Origin of the sequence: Henriciella barbarensis, assembly GCF_003576345.1 — a bacterium.
In the GTDB taxonomy this organism is placed as follows: domain Bacteria; phylum Pseudomonadota; class Alphaproteobacteria; order Caulobacterales; family Hyphomonadaceae; genus Henriciella; species Henriciella barbarensis.
This window is the reverse complement of sequence record NZ_QWGB01000005.1, coordinates 472,924-492,556: the sequence shown is the minus strand read 5'-3', so window position 1 is coordinate 492,556 and position 19,633 is coordinate 472,924. Positions and strand designations below refer to the sequence as shown.

Annotated in this window: 19 protein-coding genes; 14 read left to right on the top strand and 5 right to left on the bottom strand. The window is 59.9% G+C overall.

Annotated elements, in window-relative coordinates; genetic code table 11:
- Positions 1-7: 7 nt before the first annotated feature.
- On the top strand, positions 8-1,174 hold the full coding sequence (dnaJ, locus tag D1224_RS05315; RefSeq protein WP_119378872.1) for a molecular chaperone DnaJ: 1,167 nt from the start codon (positions 8-10) through the stop codon (positions 1,172-1,174).
- Here the strand turns inward: dnaJ and D1224_RS05310 are convergent.
- Positions 1,171-1,932, bottom strand: a complete 762-nt coding sequence (locus D1224_RS05310) for an alpha/beta fold hydrolase (RefSeq protein ID WP_119378871.1) — start codon at positions 1,930-1,932, stop codon at positions 1,171-1,173. The two genes, dnaJ and D1224_RS05310, sit on opposite strands and share 4 nt — an antisense overlap.
- Positions 1,933-2,065: 133 nt before the next feature.
- Between D1224_RS05310 and D1224_RS05305 the strand changes: the two genes are divergently transcribed.
- The 10 genes from D1224_RS05305 (at position 2,066) to D1224_RS05260 (ending at position 11,239) form a co-directional block, all read left to right on the top strand.
- Positions 2,066-3,253: a glycosyltransferase family 4 protein gene (locus D1224_RS05305; RefSeq protein WP_119378870.1), complete on the top strand. Its 1,188-nt coding sequence runs from the start codon at positions 2,066-2,068 to the stop codon at positions 3,251-3,253.
- A complete protein-coding gene (locus D1224_RS05300; RefSeq protein ID WP_119378869.1) occupies positions 3,250-4,284 on the top strand; it encodes a glycosyltransferase family 9 protein in 1,035 nt (344 codons plus the stop codon). Before D1224_RS05305 ends, D1224_RS05300 begins: the two co-directional genes overlap by 4 nt.
- 60 nt (positions 4,285-4,344) lie before the next feature.
- Positions 4,345-4,887, top strand: coding sequence for a translation initiation factor IF-3 (gene infC / locus D1224_RS05295; protein WP_119378868.1), 543 nt, complete (start codon positions 4,345-4,347; stop codon positions 4,885-4,887).
- Between the two features lie 175 nt (positions 4,888-5,062).
- The gene (rpmI, locus tag D1224_RS05290; protein ID WP_119378867.1) at positions 5,063-5,263 is read left to right on the top strand and encodes a 50S ribosomal protein L35; all 201 of its coding nucleotides are present in this window, start codon (positions 5,063-5,065) and stop codon (positions 5,261-5,263) included.
- An 88-nt stretch (positions 5,264-5,351) separates the two neighbouring features.
- Complete coding sequence (gene rplT / locus D1224_RS05285; RefSeq protein ID WP_119378866.1) at positions 5,352-5,714, top strand: 50S ribosomal protein L20; 363 nt, start codon at positions 5,352-5,354, stop codon at positions 5,712-5,714.
- Between the two features lie 6 nt (positions 5,715-5,720).
- Positions 5,721-6,179: a GNAT family acetyltransferase gene (locus D1224_RS05280; protein ID WP_119378865.1), complete on the top strand. Its 459-nt coding sequence runs from the start codon at positions 5,721-5,723 to the stop codon at positions 6,177-6,179.
- Between the two features lie 3 nt (positions 6,180-6,182).
- Entirely contained in the window at positions 6,183-7,256 is a 1,074-nt protein-coding gene (gene pheS, locus D1224_RS05275; protein WP_119378864.1) for a phenylalanine--tRNA ligase subunit alpha, read from the top strand.
- A gap of 15 nt (positions 7,257-7,271) precedes the next feature.
- A complete protein-coding gene (locus D1224_RS05270; protein WP_119378863.1) occupies positions 7,272-7,892 on the top strand; it encodes a hypothetical protein in 621 nt (206 codons plus the stop codon).
- 3 nt (positions 7,893-7,895) lie between these two features.
- Positions 7,896-10,292, top strand: a complete 2,397-nt coding sequence (gene pheT / locus D1224_RS05265) for a phenylalanine--tRNA ligase subunit beta (RefSeq protein ID WP_119378862.1) — start codon at positions 7,896-7,898, stop codon at positions 10,290-10,292.
- Between the two features lie 47 nt (positions 10,293-10,339).
- A complete protein-coding gene (locus D1224_RS05260) occupies positions 10,340-11,239 on the top strand; it encodes an ion transporter (protein ID WP_233350405.1) in 900 nt (299 codons plus the stop codon).
- Here D1224_RS05260 and D1224_RS05255 read toward each other — a convergent pair whose 3' ends face one another.
- The 3 genes from D1224_RS05255 to ccrA all read right to left on the bottom strand — a co-directional run bounded on the left by D1224_RS05255 (position 11,240) and on the right by ccrA (position 14,576).
- Positions 11,240-12,742, bottom strand: coding sequence for a M20 family peptidase (locus D1224_RS05255; protein ID WP_119378860.1), 1,503 nt, complete (start codon positions 12,740-12,742; stop codon positions 11,240-11,242).
- Between the two features lie 77 nt (positions 12,743-12,819).
- Positions 12,820-13,134: a hypothetical protein gene (locus tag D1224_RS05250; RefSeq protein WP_147372332.1), complete on the bottom strand. Its 315-nt coding sequence runs from the start codon at positions 13,132-13,134 to the stop codon at positions 12,820-12,822.
- A gap of 170 nt (positions 13,135-13,304) precedes the next feature.
- Positions 13,305-14,576 carry a crotonyl-CoA carboxylase/reductase gene (gene ccrA, locus D1224_RS05245; RefSeq protein ID WP_119378858.1) on the bottom strand — a complete coding sequence of 424 codons (1,272 nt, stop codon included), beginning with the start codon at positions 14,574-14,576 and terminating at the stop codon, positions 13,305-13,307.
- Positions 14,577-14,719: 143 nt separating this feature from the next.
- Here ccrA and D1224_RS05240 point away from each other — a divergent pair, with 143 nt between their 5' ends.
- Positions 14,720-15,622 (top strand): aminotransferase class IV, encoded by a 903-nt coding sequence (locus D1224_RS05240; RefSeq protein WP_233350404.1) that lies wholly within the window; start codon positions 14,720-14,722, stop codon positions 15,620-15,622.
- Positions 15,623-15,706: 84 nt separating this feature from the next.
- On the opposite strand, the gene D1224_RS05235 is transcribed toward D1224_RS05240, so the two are convergent.
- On the bottom strand, positions 15,707-16,237 hold the full coding sequence (locus D1224_RS05235; RefSeq protein ID WP_119378856.1) for a hypothetical protein: 531 nt from the start codon (positions 16,235-16,237) through the stop codon (positions 15,707-15,709).
- Positions 16,238-16,446: 209 nt separating this feature from the next.
- On the opposite strand from D1224_RS05235, the gene D1224_RS05230 reads away from it, so the two are divergent.
- Both D1224_RS05230 and D1224_RS05225 read left to right on the top strand, forming a co-directional pair.
- Positions 16,447-18,435, top strand: coding sequence for a protein meaA (locus D1224_RS05230; protein WP_119378855.1), 1,989 nt, complete (start codon positions 16,447-16,449; stop codon positions 18,433-18,435).
- A gap of 98 nt (positions 18,436-18,533) precedes the next feature.
- Complete coding sequence (locus tag D1224_RS05225) at positions 18,534-19,613, top strand: hemolysin family protein (RefSeq protein WP_119378854.1); 1,080 nt, start codon at positions 18,534-18,536, stop codon at positions 19,611-19,613.
- Positions 19,614-19,633: the final 20 nt, after the last annotated feature.

The window sequence follows — 19,633 nt, the reverse complement described above, 5'->3', positions numbered from 1 at the left end:
GCCTGACATGAGTAAACAGGATTATTACGAAGTATTGGGCGTCTCCAAAGACGTCGACGCCAAGGCGCTCAAAAGCGCCTATCGCAAGCTTGCGCTGAAATACCACCCTGACCAGAACCCCGGCGATGACGCCGCAGAGGCAAAGTTCAAGGAAGTCGGCGAAGCCTATGCCATTCTTTCCGACCCGGAAAAACGCGCGGCCTATGACCGGTTTGGTCATGCAGCCTTCGAGGGCGGCGGTGCAGGCCCGGGCGGCGGCAACCCGTTCGGTCAGGGCGATCCGGGCGATATTTTCGAGAATATCTTCAGCCAGGTCTTCGGTGGCGGTTTTGGCGGCGGTGGTCGTCGTCGCAATGGACCGGCGCGCGGCAATGATCTTCGTTATGATCTGGAAATTGCGCTTGAGGATGCGTTCACCGGCAAGGACACCGAGATAACCCTGCCGACAGCGGTCGATTGTGACGCCTGCGATGGCAGCGGCGCAGAGCCTGGCACCAGCCCGGAAACCTGTCCGACCTGCCAAGGTGCGGGCCGCGTGCGCGCCCAGCAGGGCTTCTTCACGATGGAGCGCACCTGCGCGCGCTGTTCAGGCCGTGGCAAGGTTATTCCGAACCCGTGTAAAACCTGCGGCGGGGCCGGTCAGGTGCGCGAGGACCGTACCCTTCAGGTCAAGATTCCCGCCGGTGTTGAAAGTGGCATGCGCATTCGACTGGCCGGCGAGGGTGAGCCTGGCATGAATGGCGGGCCAAAGGGTGACCTCTACATCTTCATCGACGTTTCAGAGCATGACATCTTTGAGCGCGATGGGCCGAACCTCTACTGCCCGGCCCCTGTGCCGATGGTGACAGCTGCGCTAGGCGGCGAGATCGAGATCCCGACCATTGATGGCGGACGTGCCCGTGTCACGGTGCCGGAAGGCGCACAGACTGGCCGCAAGCTTCGCCTTCGCGGCAAAGGCATGCCATCGCTTCGTGGCTCAGGTCATGGCGGTGACCTCTTCGTCGAGATGATTGTCGAAACCCCGCGTAACCTTTCTGCGCGCCAGAAAGAGCTGCTGCGTGAGTTCTGCGAATGCTCAGGCGCTGACTGCAACCCCGAAAGCGAAGGCTTTCTCGGCCGCGTCAAGAAGTTCTGGGATGGTATGACCGGTGAGGACGGCCAGCGCCCGAACTAGGCGCTGGTGCGGACGACCTCAGCGATTTCACCACAGGTCGCCTTCAGTCGCGCAATATCCTGCGGGCGCGACAGGCGGTGATCGCCATCCTTGATGAGGTGAAAGACAAGGTCTTCGCTCGTCATCGCGGTCACCAGTCGTTCGGCGTGTTTCCAGGGTACGTCCGGATCCTGCATTCCCTGCAGGATGCGCACAGGTCCATCAAAACTGATTGGCTTGTCGAGGATAGACCACGTCTTACCGTCCTCAATAAGGGCGCGGGTAATCGGGTAGGGATCACCATAGTCTGACGGGCGAAGGTGCATGCCCGTTTCGGTGATCTCAGCCTGCGCTTCGCGAGAAAACTCTGGCCACATCAGCTTTTCAGTAAAGTCCGGTGCCGGCGCGATGAGCACAAGCCCCTTAACCCGTTCCGGCAGCGCCATCATGGATAGCAGTGCCATCCACCCTCCCATGCTGGAGCCAACAAGGATGAGGTTGCCTTCTGTCTGCGCCGTGATTGCGGCCAGCGCGTCTTCGCGCCAAGCGCTGATCGTTCCGTCTTCGAAGGCACCGCCTGACTGGCCATGGCCGGAATAGTCAAACGCCAGAAAGCCGTGACCTTGTGCCTTGGACCACTTTTCCAGCTCAGTGACTTTTCCGCCCAGCATGTCCGACTTGAACCCTGACAGCCAGACATAGGTGAGACCTGAGGCTCCGCGGCTGCGACGGAAGGCGATGCGACGATGTTGCGGCGTTTCGAAATACTGTGTGGTCATGGCCCGAAGGCCTTGCGCGCGCTGCAGGTATTGTCAACCAAGTCCCTTGGCGAATGCCTCGCTTACGCGCTAGAGCGGCGTGAAGGCTGCTGTATTCCGGCCGCAATTGGTGCGAGCGAAAGATAATGTACGCATGAAAGAGACGGCGCTGCCAGACCTTGGCGGCAAGACCATACTTCAGGTGATCCCGGAGATGTCGGCTGGCGGCGCTGAACGCACGACGCTGGAAGTCGCGGAAGCAATTATCGAAGCCGGCGGCCGCGCTATCGTCGCGAGTGAAGGTGGCCGGTTGGTCAGCGCGCTGGAGGCGGCAGGCGGTGAACATGTGTCCCTTGGTCTCACCACAAAGAACCCGCTCACTATATTTGCCAATGCAGGCAAACTGGCAGGTCTTGTCGAGGCTTGCGGCATAGACCTTGTGCATGCGCGTTCGCGGGCCCCGGCTTGGAGCGCGCTCTGGGCGGCGCGCCGCACGGGCAGAGCCTTCGTAACAACCTATCATGGGGCCTATTCCGGCAAATCGGCTCTGAAGAAAGTCTACAATTCTGTAATGGCGCGCGGTGATGTCGTGATCGCGAATTCCGGTTGGACCGCTGATCACGTTCAGTCTGTCCACGGCACACCAAGTGAGCGTCTCGTTACCATCCCGCGCGGCGTGGATTTCGATTTCTTCGATGAGGCGGCAGTCGCTTCCGACCGGATCAATGCAATCCGCCAGAACTGGCGGATCGAGGCGGCAAATCCGACTATCCTCCTCTTGCCCGGCCGGCTGACGAGCTGGAAAGGCCAGCTTGTGGCCATCGAAGCATTTTCGAAACTTGACGAAAGCTTGCGGGCGGGCACGATACTGATCCTCGCCGGGGACGCGCAGGGGCGTGACAAGTATCAGGGAGAGCTTGAACACGCGATCGAGACCTATGGCCTTGGGCATGCCGTGCGCATTGTCGGTCATACTGATGACATGGCGGCCGCGTACGCTGCGTCCGATATTGTCCTTGCGCCCTCCACGCGCCCCGAAGCGTTTGGGCGGGTTGCAGCTGAGGCCTCTGCTATGGGTAAGCCTGTAATTGCAGCAGATCATGGCGGGCAGCGAGAGATCGTCGAAGACCGGCGTACTGGACTTCGGGTTGAGCCGGGTAACCCTGCGTCACTGGCGACCGCAATCGGCGCACTCCTTGCATTGGACATGACAGAACGAAACGCGATTGGGGCGGCCGGCCGTGCCCACGTGCGTGAGCGGTTTTCGAAACGGGGTCTGCAAGCCGCGACCCTGTCGGTTTACAAACGCGTCTTCGAAACGCGTGAGGAGCAGTTGAATTGAGCAGAAGCGCCAATCCTGGAGAGAAAGCCAGGCGCGTCCTCGTCATCAAACTTAGTGCGCTGGGCGATTTCGTTCTGGCGCTTGGTGCCATGCGCGCTATCCGCGCGGCTCACCCCAAGGCGAGCCTCACGCTCCTGACGACGCCGCCTTATGAAGGACTGGCGAAGGCGACCGGCTTCTTCCAGAAAATCGAAACCGATGGCCGCCCCGACGGGTTGAAAGCAACACGCGCACTTCTCAAACGTATTCGAGACCAGAAATACGACATCGTCTACGACCTCCAGACCTCCGGGCGTACGGCAAACTATTTCAAGGCGCTCAATATGCCGATGCGCACGCCGCCCCTCTGGTCCGGGCACGCGTCTGGCGCATCGTTTGAGCACAAAGGCGCGGACCGCGAGCGCATGCACAGCATCGACAGGTTTGGCGCACAGCTGGAAATTGCAGGTCTGGGGCCTGAGACGACAGGGGGCGAATGGCCGCCCATGCCTGACATGTCCTTCGTACGCAGGGCGCTCGGCGACTCACCGTCGCTCCTGCCAGAATACTTCTCGATCTATGGGCCCTATGCGCTGATCATCCCTGGCGCTTCCAGTCACCGCAGCGCCAAGCGCTGGCCGCCGGAACGCTACGCGGCGCTCGCCTCACGTATCGCCGAAGCAGGTGTCACGCCTGTACTGATCGGTTCGAAAGCCGAAGCCGAGATTGCGCAGACGATCTGCCAGGCAGAGCCGCGCACCAAGAACCTCGTCAACCGGACCAGCCTTTTCCAGATTGTGACGCTCGCAGATCAGGCGCTATTTGCTGTCGGCAATGACACCGGTCCGATGCATATGGCGGCACTTTCCCGCTGTCCGGGCGTTGCCCTTTTTGCAACCAGTGAGAGTGATCCTGCAAAGGCGGCACCGCGCGGCGCGCAGATGATTATCTGCCAGGCACCGACGCTTGATGAGCTTAGTGTGCGTGACGTCTGGCAGGCCGTTCAGATGCTGGGTGCAATTCCAGGCCGCGATAAAGTCGCGCAAACTTGAAAATCCTGCCGAAAATCGGCATATTCCAGTTCGCTTTAATTTGCTCAAAGGAGAAGAGCCATAGCACGTAGACCGCATGCGGCACCGCCATCCAAAAGAAACACAGGGCCGCGCATAAATCGGGACATCAAGGCAGAGAAAGTTCTGCTGATCGACGAAGAAGGCGAAAAGCAGGGTGTAATGCCTCTCATGGCTGCACTGGATGCGGCCTCTGAGGCTGGCCTCGATCTTGTGGAAGTGTCGCCTAACCAGGAAGTCCCGGTCTGCAAGATCATCGACTATGGTAAGCTCCGCTACGAAGAGCAGAAGAAGAAGGCTGCTGCCAAGAAGAAGCAGAAGTCGGCTGAGCTCAAAGAAATCAAGATGCGTCCGAACATCGACGTTCACGACTATGAAGTGAAAACCCGCTCGATGACGCGCTTCTTTGAAGAAGGCGACAAGGTAAAAGTTACCTTGCGCTTTCGTGGCCGCGAAATGGCCCACCAGTATCTCGGCATGGAGCTCCTTCAGAAGGTCAAGGAAGAGTTCGATGAGATCGCCAAGGTTGAGCTTGAGCCCAAGCTTGAAGGTCGTCAGATGACCATGGTGATGGCGCCCCGCTAAGACGCTGGCTATCAACTGATAAAATCGCGTTTGATTGGACAGGGCGCGCCTTGATTTAGGCGCGCCTTTCCGTCATAAGCGCCCTCTTTCGAGCACTGCGGGCCAAAACGGCATGCCTGCGGGCTCATGAACGACTAGCTAGTGGTCGCCCAGCGCGTCCCGACAGGAGATCGAAATGCCGAAGATGAAGACCAAGAAGGCCGCTGCGAAGCGGTTCAAGTTCACGGCCACAGGCAAGCTCAAGCACGGCGTCGCCGGCAAGCGTCACCGCCTGATCAGCCACAACGCAAAGTACATCCGCCAGAACCGCGGCACCAAGCCGGTTGCCAAGGCTGATGAGCATCGCGTCAAGAAGTACCTGCCCTACGGACTTTAAACCCCGTCATTCCGGCCACGGCCCCTTGGGGCAATTGAGCCGGAAGCAGCTCGAACTCGAACCGTTTTTGAACTAGCAGGAGGCCCAGATGCCCCGTTCACGTAACAAAGTGCCGGCACACGCCCGCCACAAGAAGATTATCAAGGCCGCCAAAGGTTACTATGGTCGCCGCAAGAATACTTTCCGCACGGCCAACGCCGCTGTCTGGAAAGCTGGCCAGTATGCCTATATCGGCCGTAAGCAGAAGAAACGCACCTTCCGTTCGCTCTGGATCCAGCGCATCAACGCGGCTGTTCGCGTTCACGACGAAGAGCTGACCTATTCGCGCTTCATCGATGGCCTCACCAAGGCTGGCATCGAAGTCGACCGCAAGGTCATGGCTGACCTTGCCGTACACGAACCAGAAGCTTTTGGCGCACTGGTGGAGAAGGCCAAGGGCGCGCTGGCGTAAGCTACAATGACTGAACAGCCCGCCCTTCGGCCCGCATTGTCGGCCGATGGGTCGGCTGTCGTTGCACTATGGGAAGCCTGCGGTCTCGTTGCAGCTTACAATCCTCCTCTGTCCGATTTTATGCGGGCAATTGAGGCACCTTCTTCGACGATTTTAATTGCTGAATGCGGCGGCCAGTTGGCTGGCAGCGTTATGGTCGCCGATGATGGCCATCGCGGCTGGATCTACTATCTCGCTGTGTCACCACCGTTCCAGAGACAAGGGATTGCGCAGTTCCTGATCTCGCAGGCGGAAACGTGGGCACAGGATCGCGGCGTGCGCAAAATCCAGCTTATGATCCGACCATCGAACGACTCGGTGCGTGAATTCTACAACAAAGCGGGATATGCAGACACACCGCGTCTGGTCATGGCGAAATGGCTTGATAAGGAAGTCGCAGCGAATTCCCCAGAGGACCGGAGCTGAGACATGTCCGACACTGACAAGATCGAAACAGAAGCGCTGGGCGCGATTGAAGCAGCCAATGATCTTGCCGCGCTCGACGCCGTGCGCGTGGCCGAGCTTGGCAAGAAGGGCCGCATTTCCGGCCTGATGAAGACGCTCGGTGGCATGAGCCCTGAAGAGCGTCAGGACATGGGGCCCAAGCTTAACGGCCTGCGCAACCGCGTCGCCGACGCCGTCGAGGCGCGCAAGGCGACACTTGAAGATGCCGAGCTGGAGAAGAAACTCCAGACAGAGCGCATCGACATGACCCTGCCGCCACTGACAACGCCAGAAGGCAAGCTGCACCCCGTCATGCAGGTCTTCGAAGAGATCGCCGCCATCTTCGGCGATATGGGATTCTCTGTCGCAGAAGGCCCGGACATTGAAGATGACTGGCACAATTTCACCGCGCTGAACTTCCCTGAAGGCCACCCGGCGCGTGAGACGCACGACACTTTCTTCTTCGATCCGCAGGAAGGCGCCGCGCCAAAAGTTCTTCGTACCCACACCAGCCCTGTTCAGGTGCGGGTGATGGAGGCTCAGAAGCCGCCGATCCGTATCCTCGTGCCGGGCCGTGTCTACCGAAATGATTGGGACGCCACCCACACGCCGATGTTCCACCAGGTCGAAGGCCTCGTGATCGAGAAGAACATCCATATGGGCCACCTAAAGGGATGCCTGATCGATTTCGTCCGTGAGTTCTTCGAAGTCGATAATGTCGAGGCGAGGTTCCGTCCGCACTTCTTCCCGTTCACGGAGCCATCGGCTGAGATGGACGTCAAATACACCAAGGTTGGCGACTCGATCGAGATCGGCGCGGGGGATAGCTGGATGGAGATCCTCGGCTCCGGCATGGTCCACCCGAACGTGCTGCGCAATTGCGGTATTGACCCGAACGAATATCAGGGCTTCGCCTTCGGTATGGGTGTCGACAGGCTCGCCATGCTCAAATACGGCATGCCGGACCTTCGTCCCTATTTTGAAGCCGATGCAGGCTGGAGTCGCCATTACGGCTTCCGCCCTTGGGCAACGCCCAGCGTCTCCGGCGGTCTGAGCTAGAAGGCGGGACAAACCATGGGTAACGGCAACAAGGCAGAGATGCTGATTGCGGTCTGCGCGGTAATCACCAGCGCGATTGCCGTCTTCATTGCCTGGGACCAGGGCCGCGTTATGCGCGCCCAACAGCATGGCGCCGTTTTCCCCGTCGTTCAGATTGAGGGCTTCGTCTCGGAGACACCCTCTACGTCTGCGATGGGTATCCGACTCACCAATAGCGGCGTCGGCCCGGCCTTGATTGAGCGGGTCGAGATGCTGAAGGACGGCGAAACGGTCGAGGACCTGACACCGTATGCCGACACCTTCCCGCCCGGCTATCAGCAGTCCTGGTCAAGCCTGATCGGACGGGCCGTCGCGCCCGGTGACACCATTGTACCCCTGCGTGTCGACTGGCCGCGGGGGAAAGTGACGCTTGAACAACGTAACGCTGCCGCTGCGGCGTGGAGCGAGCTAGATGTGGAAATCTGCTACTGCTCTGTCTTCGACCGCTGCTGGACGGCGCGCGGTCTTGGTATGGGCGTCAGCATGAGCCGCGCTGAGCCAGTCAAACGCTGCCAACGCAGCGAAGAAGATATTTTCGAGGATCTCGCGGACGACGTGCGCGCCCCTCAAACCGAACCGACCCCGGAAGTGGAATAAACGATGAAGTTCACACTCTCATGGTTGCAGGATTATCTCGCGACCAAGGCGCCGCTTGAAGATATTCTCGCCACCATGCTGAAAGCTGGCCTCGAGGTGGAGCATGTTGAGGACCCGGCTGAAAAACTCGCTGAGTTCACTGTCGCCCATGTGACAGCCGCAGAGCCGCACCCGGATGCGGATCGCTTGCGTGTCTGCACAGTAGAAACAAAAGACGGCACCAAGCAGATCGTCTGCGGGGCGCCGAATGCCCGCGCCGGTATGACGGCGATCTATGCCCCACTTGGTACCTATATTCCCGGTCTCGACTTCGCGCTCGACAAGAAGCCACGCAAGATCCGCGGCATCGAAAGCCACGGCATGCTCTGCTCCACCAAGGAGATTGAGGCCGGCGAGGACCATGACGGCATCGCGGACCTGAAAGGTGACTGGAAGGTCGGCACCCCCGCTGCCGAGGCGCTTGGCCTGACCGACAAGATCATCGACTTCGAAGTCACTCCGAACCGGCCAGACTGGCTCGGTGTGCAGGGCATCGCACGCGACCTTGCCGCAGCCGGGGCCGGGCGGTTTCTCGAAAACCCGATCAAGAAGGTCGAAGGCAGCTTTGATTGCCCCGTTGATATCCAGCTTGAAGCCCCGCAGGCCTGCCCGGTCTTCGCCGGTGCACTCGTGCGTGGTGTCACCAATGGGCCGTCTCCGGAATGGATGCAGCAGCGTCTGAAAGCGCTCGGTATTACGCCGCGCTCGCTACTCGTCGATATCACCAACTACATCTCGTTCGATCGGGCGCGTCCCTTGCACGCTTATGACGCCGCGAAGCTGAAGGGCGCTGTTGTCGCTCGTCTCGGCCGCGAAGGTGAGAAGCTGGAAGCCATTGATGGCAAGACCTATGAGATCGGCACCGAGATGTGCGTTATCGCTGACGATAGCGGCCCGATTGGTCTCGGCGGTGTCATGGGCGGCCAGTCTACTGCGGTCAGCGCCGAGACAACCGATGTGTTCATTGAAAGCGCCTGGTTCGACCCGCTTCGCACAGCCCGCACCGGACGCGACACTGGCATCATTTCCGATGCCCGCTACCGCTTCGAGCGCGGCGTGGATCCGCAAAGCTGCGTCGATGGCCTCAACTTCGCGCTCATGCTCATCAAGGAGTATGGCGGCGGTGAGGTTTCGGTAAGCCGCGTTGCCGGCCAGCCACCGGCCCCGCATGCCAAGGTCCTGTTTGACAAGCGCGATGTCGCTCGCCTGACGGGACTGGAGATCAAATCAGCCGACCTCAAGAAGATGCTGAAGGATCTCGGCTTCGGTCTCGAGGATACGGGCGAAGCCTGGTACCTCTCCGTGCCAAGCTGGCGTTTTGATATCGAGCAGTCCGCAGACATCGTTGAAGAAGTCGCGCGCCTGAACGGATACGACAAGCTTCCGACCCAGTCGCTGCCTCTGCCTGAAGGCGGCCGCAAGGCGCTCATCACGCCGACGCAGGCCCGCATCCGTGCGGCTCGGCGTGTCATGGCGGCTCGCGGCTTCCTGGAAACGGTGACCTGGTCGTTCATGCCGAAGGCGCATGCCAAGCTGTTCGGCGGCGGAAGCGATGCGCTGACCCTTTCGAACCCCGTCGCAAGCGAGCTCAATCAGATGCGCCCCAGCATTCTGGCAAACCTCGCCGTGGCCGCCCAACGCGGCGCCGATCGCGGCGAGCGCGAGTTGCGCCTGTTCGAAGCTGGTCCGGTCTATCTTGGGGATGGCCCCAAGGATCAACGTAACGTCGTTGCGGCCCTCGTGCGTCCCGTGACAGCCCGTCACTGGAGCGGCGCACAAGCGCCTTATGACGCCGTTGCTGCCAAGGCTGACCTCTTCGCCCTTCTGGCAGAGCTTGCCCAGCCGCCGGAGCGCTTTCAGATCGAAGCACCGCGGCAGGATCACTGGCATCCCGGCCAATCCGCCTGCCTGAAGCTTGGGCCGAAAGTCACCATCGCGCACTTCGGCGCATTGCATCCTCGTGTCCTGAAGGCGTTGGATGTCGACGGCCCCGTCTATGGCTTTGAGCTGAATCTAAACGCCCTGCCGATGATGAAGGCAAAAGCCACCAAGACACGTCCTGTCCTGAAACGCGCTGATCTCACTCCAATCCGCCGCGATTTCGCTTTCGTTGTAGATGAGAGCGTTCCAGCTGGCGACATTGTCCGCCAGGCCCGCGCAGGTGACAAGAAACTCATCACGGGTGTCGATGTATTCGATGTCTATCAGGGTAAGGGTATCGATCCGGGCAAGAAATCGGTTGCCATCGAAGTCACGATCCAGCCCGAAGGCGAAACGCTGAAGGACAAGGAGATCGACAAGATCGCCGAAGCCGTCATCGCCAACGTCGCTAAGGCCACCGGCGGCGTGTTGCGAGGATAGCCAGTTCACGCTTAAGCTCGTCGGGTGGATACCGGGGGCGGGCGAGCATGGCGATGCATCACATTATGACGCAGATGGGTCTGCGCAAACGGCTCTATACGCAGATGGAACCGACGGCTCGTGAGAAGACAGGCCTGTCGCCTTTCAACCTGTTCATCATCATTCTTGTCCTGCTTAGCTTCCTTGCGCTTGCGCTGGAAACAGAGCCCGCAATGGGCGACGCTTGGATGCGTGCCATTGACGTGTTCAACGTCGCAATCATCGTCATCTTTGCGCTGGAATACCTTCTCCGGCTCTGGGTAGCCGGAGAGAACCCCGAATATCGCGGTGTTCGCGGGCGCGTGCGCTATGTCTTCTCAGGTTATGCACTGGCCGACCTTGTAGCTTTCCTGCCAGAGCTTCTCTGGATACTTCTTGCCCCGGACGATGCCAGCGCGCAGATCGTAATGGTGCTACGTGTGCTGCGACTGGCGCGCCTTGCCAAGATCTCCCGCTTCATCCCGGCGTTCGATGTGTTGGGCGCAACGCTCTCTCGGGCCGGGCAGCAACTATTCACGACGCTCGCCATGGCGATGGCGCTTGTCTATATTTCGGCTGTGTTGCTCTATTTCGTCGAAGGCGTCGGTGGGGAGCAGCAGGAAAACTTTGCGTCTATTCCTCGCGCCATCTGGTGGGCCATCGCGACCCTGACGACTGTCGGCTATGGCGATGTCTATCCGATCACGCCGCTGGGCCGGGTCTTTGCATCCGTCATTGCGATCGCCGGAATCGGCATGGTGGCCCTGCCAGCAGGCGTGTTCGCGAGCGCCTTCTCCGATGAGATCAGAGAGCGTGAAGCGGCCAAACAGGAACGGCGCGAACAGGCACTGGAAAGGCGCGTCGCGCGTATCGAAGCGGCCGAACTGGAAGAAGAGAGCGCAGATGCCTCAGATGAGGATTCGCGCTGACTACTCGCCTGCGTCCGGTTTATCCATAGCCAGCACGATCTGCGCATAGCTGCGCGAGAGATGCCCCATATTCTCCACGCTGAGGCGCTCATTCGTGCCGTGGAAACCTGCAAGGTCTGCTGGACCGACAATGCTCGGTGCAAACCGGTAGACACTGTCCGTGATGGCGCTGGCATAGCGCGCATCGGTCGCGCCGATGACGAGGGCGGGGGTGACAGGTGCGCCGCCACCGACTTCGGTCGCTACAGCGTGCAGCACGCCATAAGCCCTGTTGTCTGTCGCGCTGACGCCAGAGGCTTCACTGCCAATACCACCAGCGACCGGTGCGTATTCAATACCCTCAATGTCCGAGGTCACCTCCCCGATATGGTCCAGAATATCTTCAACCGTATTGTTCGGGTGGACGCGAAAGTTGACGATCGCAGTTGCCCGCTGGGCCAGAACGTTTTCCTTGGCAGAGCCTGACAGCATCGTCGGCGCGGTCGTCGTGCGGATCATCGCATTGCCTTGCGGGGAGGCTGCGAACCCGCTCTCGACCATACCGCCAAGCAGCCACTGGTTAGCGAGCGCCATCCGCTGGACGAAGCCCATTTCACCGGCAACCACCTGCATCATGTCGGAGGTCGGCGAGGCAGACAGGTCGGCTTCCATCTGGTTCTCATCAAGCGCGATCAGCGCCCGCGACAGCCGAACTGTGGCGCTGTCGCGTGGCGGCGCGGATGAGTGCCCGCCTTCCGCCGTGACCGTGATCTGGACCGTGACATAGCCTTTCTCCGCGACACCGATCAGGCCCAGCGTGCCGCCAGTCACTGGATTGTCCTGAACCACCATGAAACCTTCATCCAGCGCCATGACAGGGGAGACACCGCGCCCTTTCAGGAGGGCGATGCCAGCCTCTGCGCCAGAGCCGGAAACTTCCTCATCATGGCCCAGCTGGACGATGATCGTGCGTTGCGGCTCGAAACCGTCGCGAGCCAGCGCATCCAGCCCTTCCATGATGGCGACGAGCGAGCCTTTGTCGTCCATTGCGCCGCGGCCATAGATGTAACCGTCTACGATCTCGCCGGCGAAGGGGGCACCGGTCCAGTCGCCCTCGGTACCGATATTGACCGGAACAACATCCTGGTGCGCCATCAGCAGAAGCGGATCGAGGGCAGGGTCGGACCCTTCCCATGTATAGAGAACGGTATAGCCGCCGGGGACAGTCTCTTTCGATGCGGCGGCATGGAATGCAGGATAGGTCGCTTCCAGCCACGATTGCAGCTCCAGCCAGGGGCCTTCCTGGCCTGGGCGTGGGTCGCCTGATGATAGTGTGATTGTACGAAACTGGATGGCCTCTGAGAGGTGCTGCGCAGCTGTGTCAGCTGAAATCGCCGGTGGTTCTGACAGTTCGACCTGCTGCACCGTGTCCGGCACACCGCCATAGTTCAGCGTGCGCACGACAAGAACAGCAATAAGCGCCAAAAAGGTAACGCCCACCCCAAGCAGGATCTTCTTGGTCATTCCGGCCCTCCCTCACGTCTAGGCTTTGCGCGCCACTCTGGTGCGTGGCGTGCCTCCGGGCAAGGGGGCTTGCCAGCCTAGTTTAGAGGGGCGCAGTGATACACTTTCTCTTTGCCTTCGCCGAGGTCTTCGGTGAGACGCAGAATATTGCCCTCACGCCTGAGATGCACATGAAAGCGTTCGAGCGTGGAGGTGTTGGTGAATTCGGCAATATGGTTCTCGCCGCTGAACACATAGTTGCGGTCATCGAGCGTCAGGCGGCCATTGTAGAAGACGTTTCCAGCCCCGGTCTCGATGAACTCATTTAACGCTTCGCGCGGCGGTGAAGTTGGCTCGCCGTTCGGTGTGATCGTGTCGTATTCAGCTTCCAGAACGCCCGTGGCTCCGTTCATGTCACATAACCATGATACATGTGTGCGCTCGCGAGGCGACGACGGCAGGGCGAGGGCCAGAGTAAAGGCGATTGCGAGGAGCTGCATAGGATTGTCTCCGCCGGCAGGAAACCAGCAGAGACGATGATACCCGATTTACGCGTGCGCGCCTAATAAATTGCCGCGTGCGCTTATGTCTGGCCGGAAACGGCGAGGACGTCCTCAACCGTGCGCAGGCCCGGCTTTGGTGAGGTGACGAGCACCGCCATGTTGCCCGGAAGGTGCTTGTTATCGAGCATCTTCTCATGCGCTGCCGGAATGTCCGCCCAGGGGAAGACCTCAGACATGCACGGGTCGATCCGCCGGTCGATGACGAGCTGGTTTGCCGCAGAAGCCTGGGCGAGGTTCGCAAAGTGAGAGCCCTGCACCCGCTTCTGACGCATCCAGAGGAAGCGTGCATCCATGGTCAGGTTGAAACCCGTCGTGCCGGCGCAGATAACGACCATGCCGCCACGCTTCACGACGAAGACAGACACAGGAAAAGTGCTTTCGCCTGGATGTTCGAACACGATGTCGACATCCTTTTTGCCCGTAATCTCCCAGATCGCCTTACCGAACTTGCGGTTCTCGCGCATATAGTCGGAGAATTCGGGACCATTGACCGTGGGCAACTGGCCCCAGCAATTGTAGTCCTTCCGGTTCAGCACGCCCTTGGCGCCCATCGAATAGACAAAGTCGAACTTGTCATTGTCGGACACCACACCGATTGCGTGCGCACCGGTCACGGCGCAAAGCTGGACGCCGAAACTGCCAAGCCCGCCGGATGCGCCCCATACGAGGACATTATTGCCCGGCTTCACGATGTGCGGACGGTGGCCGAACAACATGCGGTAGGCGGTTGCGAGCGTCAGCGTGTAGCAGGCGCTTTCTTCCCAGGTGAGGTGCTTGGGACGCGGCATGCACTGGCGGGCCTGTACCCGACAGAACTGCGCGAACGAACCGTCCGGCGTCTCATAGCCCCAGATGCGCTGGGACGGGGAGAACATCGGGTCGCCGCCATTACACTCCTCGTCGTCGCCATCGTCCTGGTTACAGTGGATGACGACTTCGTCGCCCGGCTTTACGCGGGTGACCTTGCGGCCCACGGCCCAGACAATACCGGACGCGTCAGAGCCTGCGACATGGAAGTCTGCCTTGTGAACATCGAACGGCGAAATCGGCTCACCAAGGCCAGCCCAGATACCGTTGTAATTGACGCCCGCGGCCATAACGAGCACCAGCACCTCGTCGGAATCGATTTCCGGAACCGGTACCTGCTCAACTTGCATCGCGGTATTCGGGCGCCCGTGGCGTTCGCGGCGAATCGCCCAGGCATGCATGAATTTCGGTACGTGGAACTCAGGCGGAATCTCACCGACTTCGTAAATATCTTTCTTCTCACGGGCGATTGTCGCAACACTCATTCTACAAATCCTCCGATAGTCCTCATGTGAGCAATATTTTTGTTTTGCTTCACAAATCTCCTCGATGGCGGGACACTGACCAAATCATTGACGCTAAGGCAAGAAAAAATTTGCTGCAGCGCAACATCCCTTACTGATAGAATGTGAGTTTTCCTGACATGCAGCCTGCCGACATCGTCTATCTGAACGGCGTATATGTGAAGAAGGACGAAGCGTGCCTGTCGCCGTTCGACAGGGGGTTTCTTTTCGCTCACGCGGCCTACGAAGTAACGGCCGTATTCGGTGGAGAGCTGATCGACTTCGACGCGCATATGGCGCGCCTCGTGCGCACGCTGGAGGGTATCGATATACCGCGCGATGACCTCACCGTGTGCCTGCAGGACCTGCATGAAGAGCTGATCTCACGTAACGGCGTCATCGAAGGCTTTGTCTATCTGCAGGTAACGGCCGGGGCATATGGACGGCGCGACTTTGGCGGACCAGAAACGTTGATGCCGGGCCTCTTCATGTTCTGCGAGACACGCAATCTGATCGGCGAAAAAGCACAGTATGGGGTCTCGGCGATCACCGTCGAAGACCAGCGCTGGAAGCGGCGCGACTACAAGACGACGCAGCTACTTTCACAGGCCCTCGCTTATCGGGAATCAGAGCGCGGCGGCGCGTTCGGCGCGATCCTGCATGAGGACGGCATGGTCACAGAGGCCGCGTCTGCGAATCTCTGGGTCGTGCTGGACGCCGAGACGCTGGTGACGCGGAATCTCGGTCGGCAGATCCTGCCCGGCATCACGCGTCAATCGGTGCTCGACCATATGGGGCGCATAGGCATGACGGTTGAAGAGCGTGTGATTGCCCTCGACGAGCTGAAAACCGCTCGCGAGGTTTTCACCACGTCTGCGACAGGACTCGTCCTCCCGGTGGTCGAGCTCGATGGAAAGCCTGTGGGCACCGGCAAACCCGGTCCCGTCACAAGACGTGTTCAGGGGCAGTATTATCGCGGCATTGGCGCAGACGTTGATGCCCGCGCACCATGGCTTGAAGGGGCCTGATAACCGGCCGTGGGGCTGAGTTTACAGCTCAGCCTTTGCCTCGGAGCGGCCAAATAGCACGGCTGCGTGCCGTTTCTTTCGGGCTTAATCGCGGCTGTCTGGCTTGCGGGGGCCGCGCCCGATAACTTCGCCCTCGATGATCTCACCGCCCTCATCGCCCGGCGCTGTCCCATCCGGACTGATCGAGAATGGCCCGACCCGAAGGCCAGCGCCCGACGTATCAATTACCCCGTCCAGAAGCTTCACTGGGATGGCAAGACAGATCGCCGCAAACGCGGCCCAGAACCCCAGAATCGCCGCATCAGTCATCGTCAGCCGACTCTCAAGATCGATTTCGGTGAAGACTGCGCCAATGCCAGCAAAGGCGACAAAGAGGATGCCGCCCAGAACAACCATACCGACGAATTTCGGCGCCAGCTTTTGAAGGCTTGGCAAGGGCGGCGGGCTCTGTTTTACCGCGCGGAGGACCACGGGCCGCACAGCGGTCATCACGGCCGCGATCAGTACCACCATGATCGCGCTGCGCTCCAGGATCACTGCGGTCAGGATGGCCAGTGGCAGGGCAAGCAAGGCTGCCAGACGCAAAGCAAGGCTTAATCGGATAAGGCCGGTCATGTGTTCTGCTCCAGGCTGCCTTCCAGGCGGCAGTTCGCCTCTATCCGTCATTTACGGGTACGTCTGCCCGTGAGCAGACCCGCCCGCTGCGCACTCCATTGGCGCAAGATTGTTTTGCGAGCGATGTGATGCAATCCCCCAACTGGTAGAACTTGCCCTGACGCTAGGTTCGGTACATGTTGCGCCGCAATATAAGGAGGAGCGTACAAATGAGCGAACGCGATTACCAGCACGATGCTGACCGGCCGTGGATTTTCCGGACCTATGCCGGCCATTCGACGGCAGCAAAATCGAACGCGCTCTATCGCTCTAACCTCGCGCGGGGCCAGACCGGTCTCTCCATTGCTTTCGACCTGCCGACCCAGACCGCCTATGACAGCGATCATGTCCTCTCGCGCGGCGAGGTCGGTAAGGTCGGTGTGCCGGTCAGCCATCTCGGCGACATGCGCACCCTGTTTGAAGGTCTGCCACTGGAGGAAATGAACACCTCCATGACAATCAATGCGCCGGCAGCCTGGCTGCTCGCACTTTATGTGGCGCTTGCCGATGAGCGCGGCGATGATCGCAAGAAACTTCGCGGCACCACCCAGAACGACATCATCAAGGAATACCTTTCGCGCGGCACGTATGTGTTCCCGCCGGAGCCGTCCATGCGCCTCATCGCGGATATGGTTAGCTGGTGTTACACCGAGGTGCCAAAGTGGAATCCGCTGAACGTCTGCTCCTACCATCTGCAGGAAGCTGGAGCGACGCCGCAGCAGGAGCTGGCCTATGCCCTCGCGACGGCGTGCGCCGTTCTCGATAAGGTGAAAGCTGGCGGCCAGGTGCCGGACGAAGACTTCCCGACCGTTTTCGGGCGCATCTCTTTCTTCGTGAATGCTGGCGTGCGCTTTGTGACAGAGCTCTGCAAGATGCGCGCTTTCACTGATCTCTGGGAAGAGATTGGCCGTGAACGCTATGGCGTGACAGATGAGAAGGCGCTCCGCTTTCGCTATGGCGTGCAAGTCAATTCGCTGGGCCTGACAGAGCAGCAACCAGAGAACAACGTCTACCGCATCCTGCTCGAGGCACTCGCAGTGACCCTGTCGAAGCGCGCTCGCTGCCGCGCGCTCCAGCTGCCCGCCTGGAATGAAGCCATGGGCCTGCCGCGTGAGTGGGACCAGCAATGGTCGCTCCGCCTGCAGCAGATCCTCGCCTACGAAACAGATCTTCTGGAGTTTGAGGACCTATTCGACGGTAGCCACGTCGTCGATGCCAAGACCAGTGAGCTGAAAGACGGTGCCCGTGCAGAGCTCGCCCGGCTTGATGAGATGGGCGGCGCAGTCGACTCGGTGCCCTACATGAAGGAGAGCCTCGTCGGCGCCCATGTCGAGCGTATCCTCGCCATCGAAAGCGGCGCGCAGACTGTCGTTGGCGTCAACCGCTATCAGGAAACGGCCGAAAGCCCGCTGAGCGCTGGCGAGAAGATGATCGAAACCGTCGATCCAATGCTCGAGGCGGGTCAGGTACAGGCCCTGAAAGACTGGCGCAGTTCGCGTGATGAGGCTGCGGCGCAGACCGCGCTCACCGCCCTGCAGGAGGCTGCGCGTTCCGGCGAAAATATCATGGAACCCTCGATCACTGCCGCCAAAGCCGGCGTGACGACGGGGGAATGGGGCGGCGCTCTCCGTGAGGTTTTTGGTGAGTATCGTGGCCCTACGGGTGTTGCGTTGACCATCGAAACGCGCGGCGACGAAGACATCGAGAAAACCCGTGCGCGGGTCGAGAAAGTGTCCGAAGCGCTCGGCCGCAAGCTCACCTATGTGCTCGGCAAGCCCGGCCTCGACGGCCATTCAAACGGTGCCGAACAGATCGCTAGCCGGGCACGGGCCTGCGGCATGGAGGTCGTCTATGAAGGCATCCGCTTCACGCCAGCCGATATCGCCGCGCAGGCCAGGGAAGCAAACGCCCATGTCGTCGGCCTTTCCATCCTGTCAGGCAGCCACCTCGACCTCGTCCGTGACACGATTGCAGAGCTTCGCAAGGCGGGGCTGGAGAATGTACCGCTGATCGTTGGCGGCATCATCCCGCCGGAAGATGAGCGGGCGCTGAAGCAGATGGGGGTCCGCCGCGTCTACACGCCGAAGGACTTCAAGATCACATCGATAATGAGTGATGTCGTCGATACGGTAGAGGATGCCTGGCTGGAAAAGGTTTAGGTGCAACACGTGCTGCATGTTACGCGTTAGGCGCAAAAGCTTAGCCAAAATCCAGTCTGCCAGAGGAGACTTTGCGGGCCTGACCGCCTGAAAGCATCATGACCCTACTTCTTGTATATCTTGCCATTGCGATTGGCGTATCGTTTTTCTGTTCAGTAGCCGAAGCGGTCCTTCTTTCAGTCAGGCCTTCTTTCATCGCAACGCTGGAGCAACAGAAGAAGCCGGGGGCCAAGGTGCTGGCCAAGCTCCGCAACCGGATTGACCGGCCACTGGCAGCGATCCTCACCGCTAACACGATTGCGCATACGGTCGGTGCAGCGGGCGTAGGGGCACAGTCCGCGGTCGTCTTTGGCAATGCCTATCTCGGTGTGACGTCTGGCGTGCTCACCCTGCTTATTCTGGTGTTTTCAGAGATCATTCCGAAATCGATCGGCGCCGCCTACTGGCAAAATCTGGCGCCATTCATGGGTAGGCTCATCTGGTGGCTGACTATTATCCTGACGCCCTTTGTCATCATCTTTGAGCAGCTTACCCGTCTCGTTTCGGCAGGCGCACATGGCCAGCCGACATTCAGCCGGGACGAATTGCAAGCCATGGCCCGCATCGGCGCAGAAGAAGGCGCCATCAATGCGCGTGAGCACCGGATCCTCAGCAATGTGATGAAGCTGAACCGCCTGTCGGTTCGCGATATCATGACGCCGCGACCGGTCATCTTTTCTGTTCCGGCCACAATGAATGTCGACGAGTTCTTCCAGAAGCATTCAGAAAAACCATTCTCGCGTATCCTGGTTTCCACCGGCGAGAACGATGACATGACTGGCTACGTCCTGAAGAACGACTTGCTCGTTGCACAGGCCCGTGACGAGTTCGATTCAGCGCTCGGGTCTTTCAAGCGCGATATCCTGACCATTCCGGACAGCAAGACGGCATCCGCCACTTTCGGTCTTCTGATGGAAGATAAGAGCCATATCGCTGTCGTCGTAGACGAGTTCGGAACCGTGCTCGGCCTTGTGACGCTTGAAGACGTCGTGGAAACCTTGCTCGGCCTCGAAATCATCGATGAGCAGGATGTCGTCGAAGATATGCAGAAGCTTGCCCGTCAACGCTGGAAAGAGCGCATGGGCTCCATGGGCATCAATGCGGACCTGATCGACGATACATCGAAGAAAACGAACTAACCCGCAGGCGCTGGGCGCAA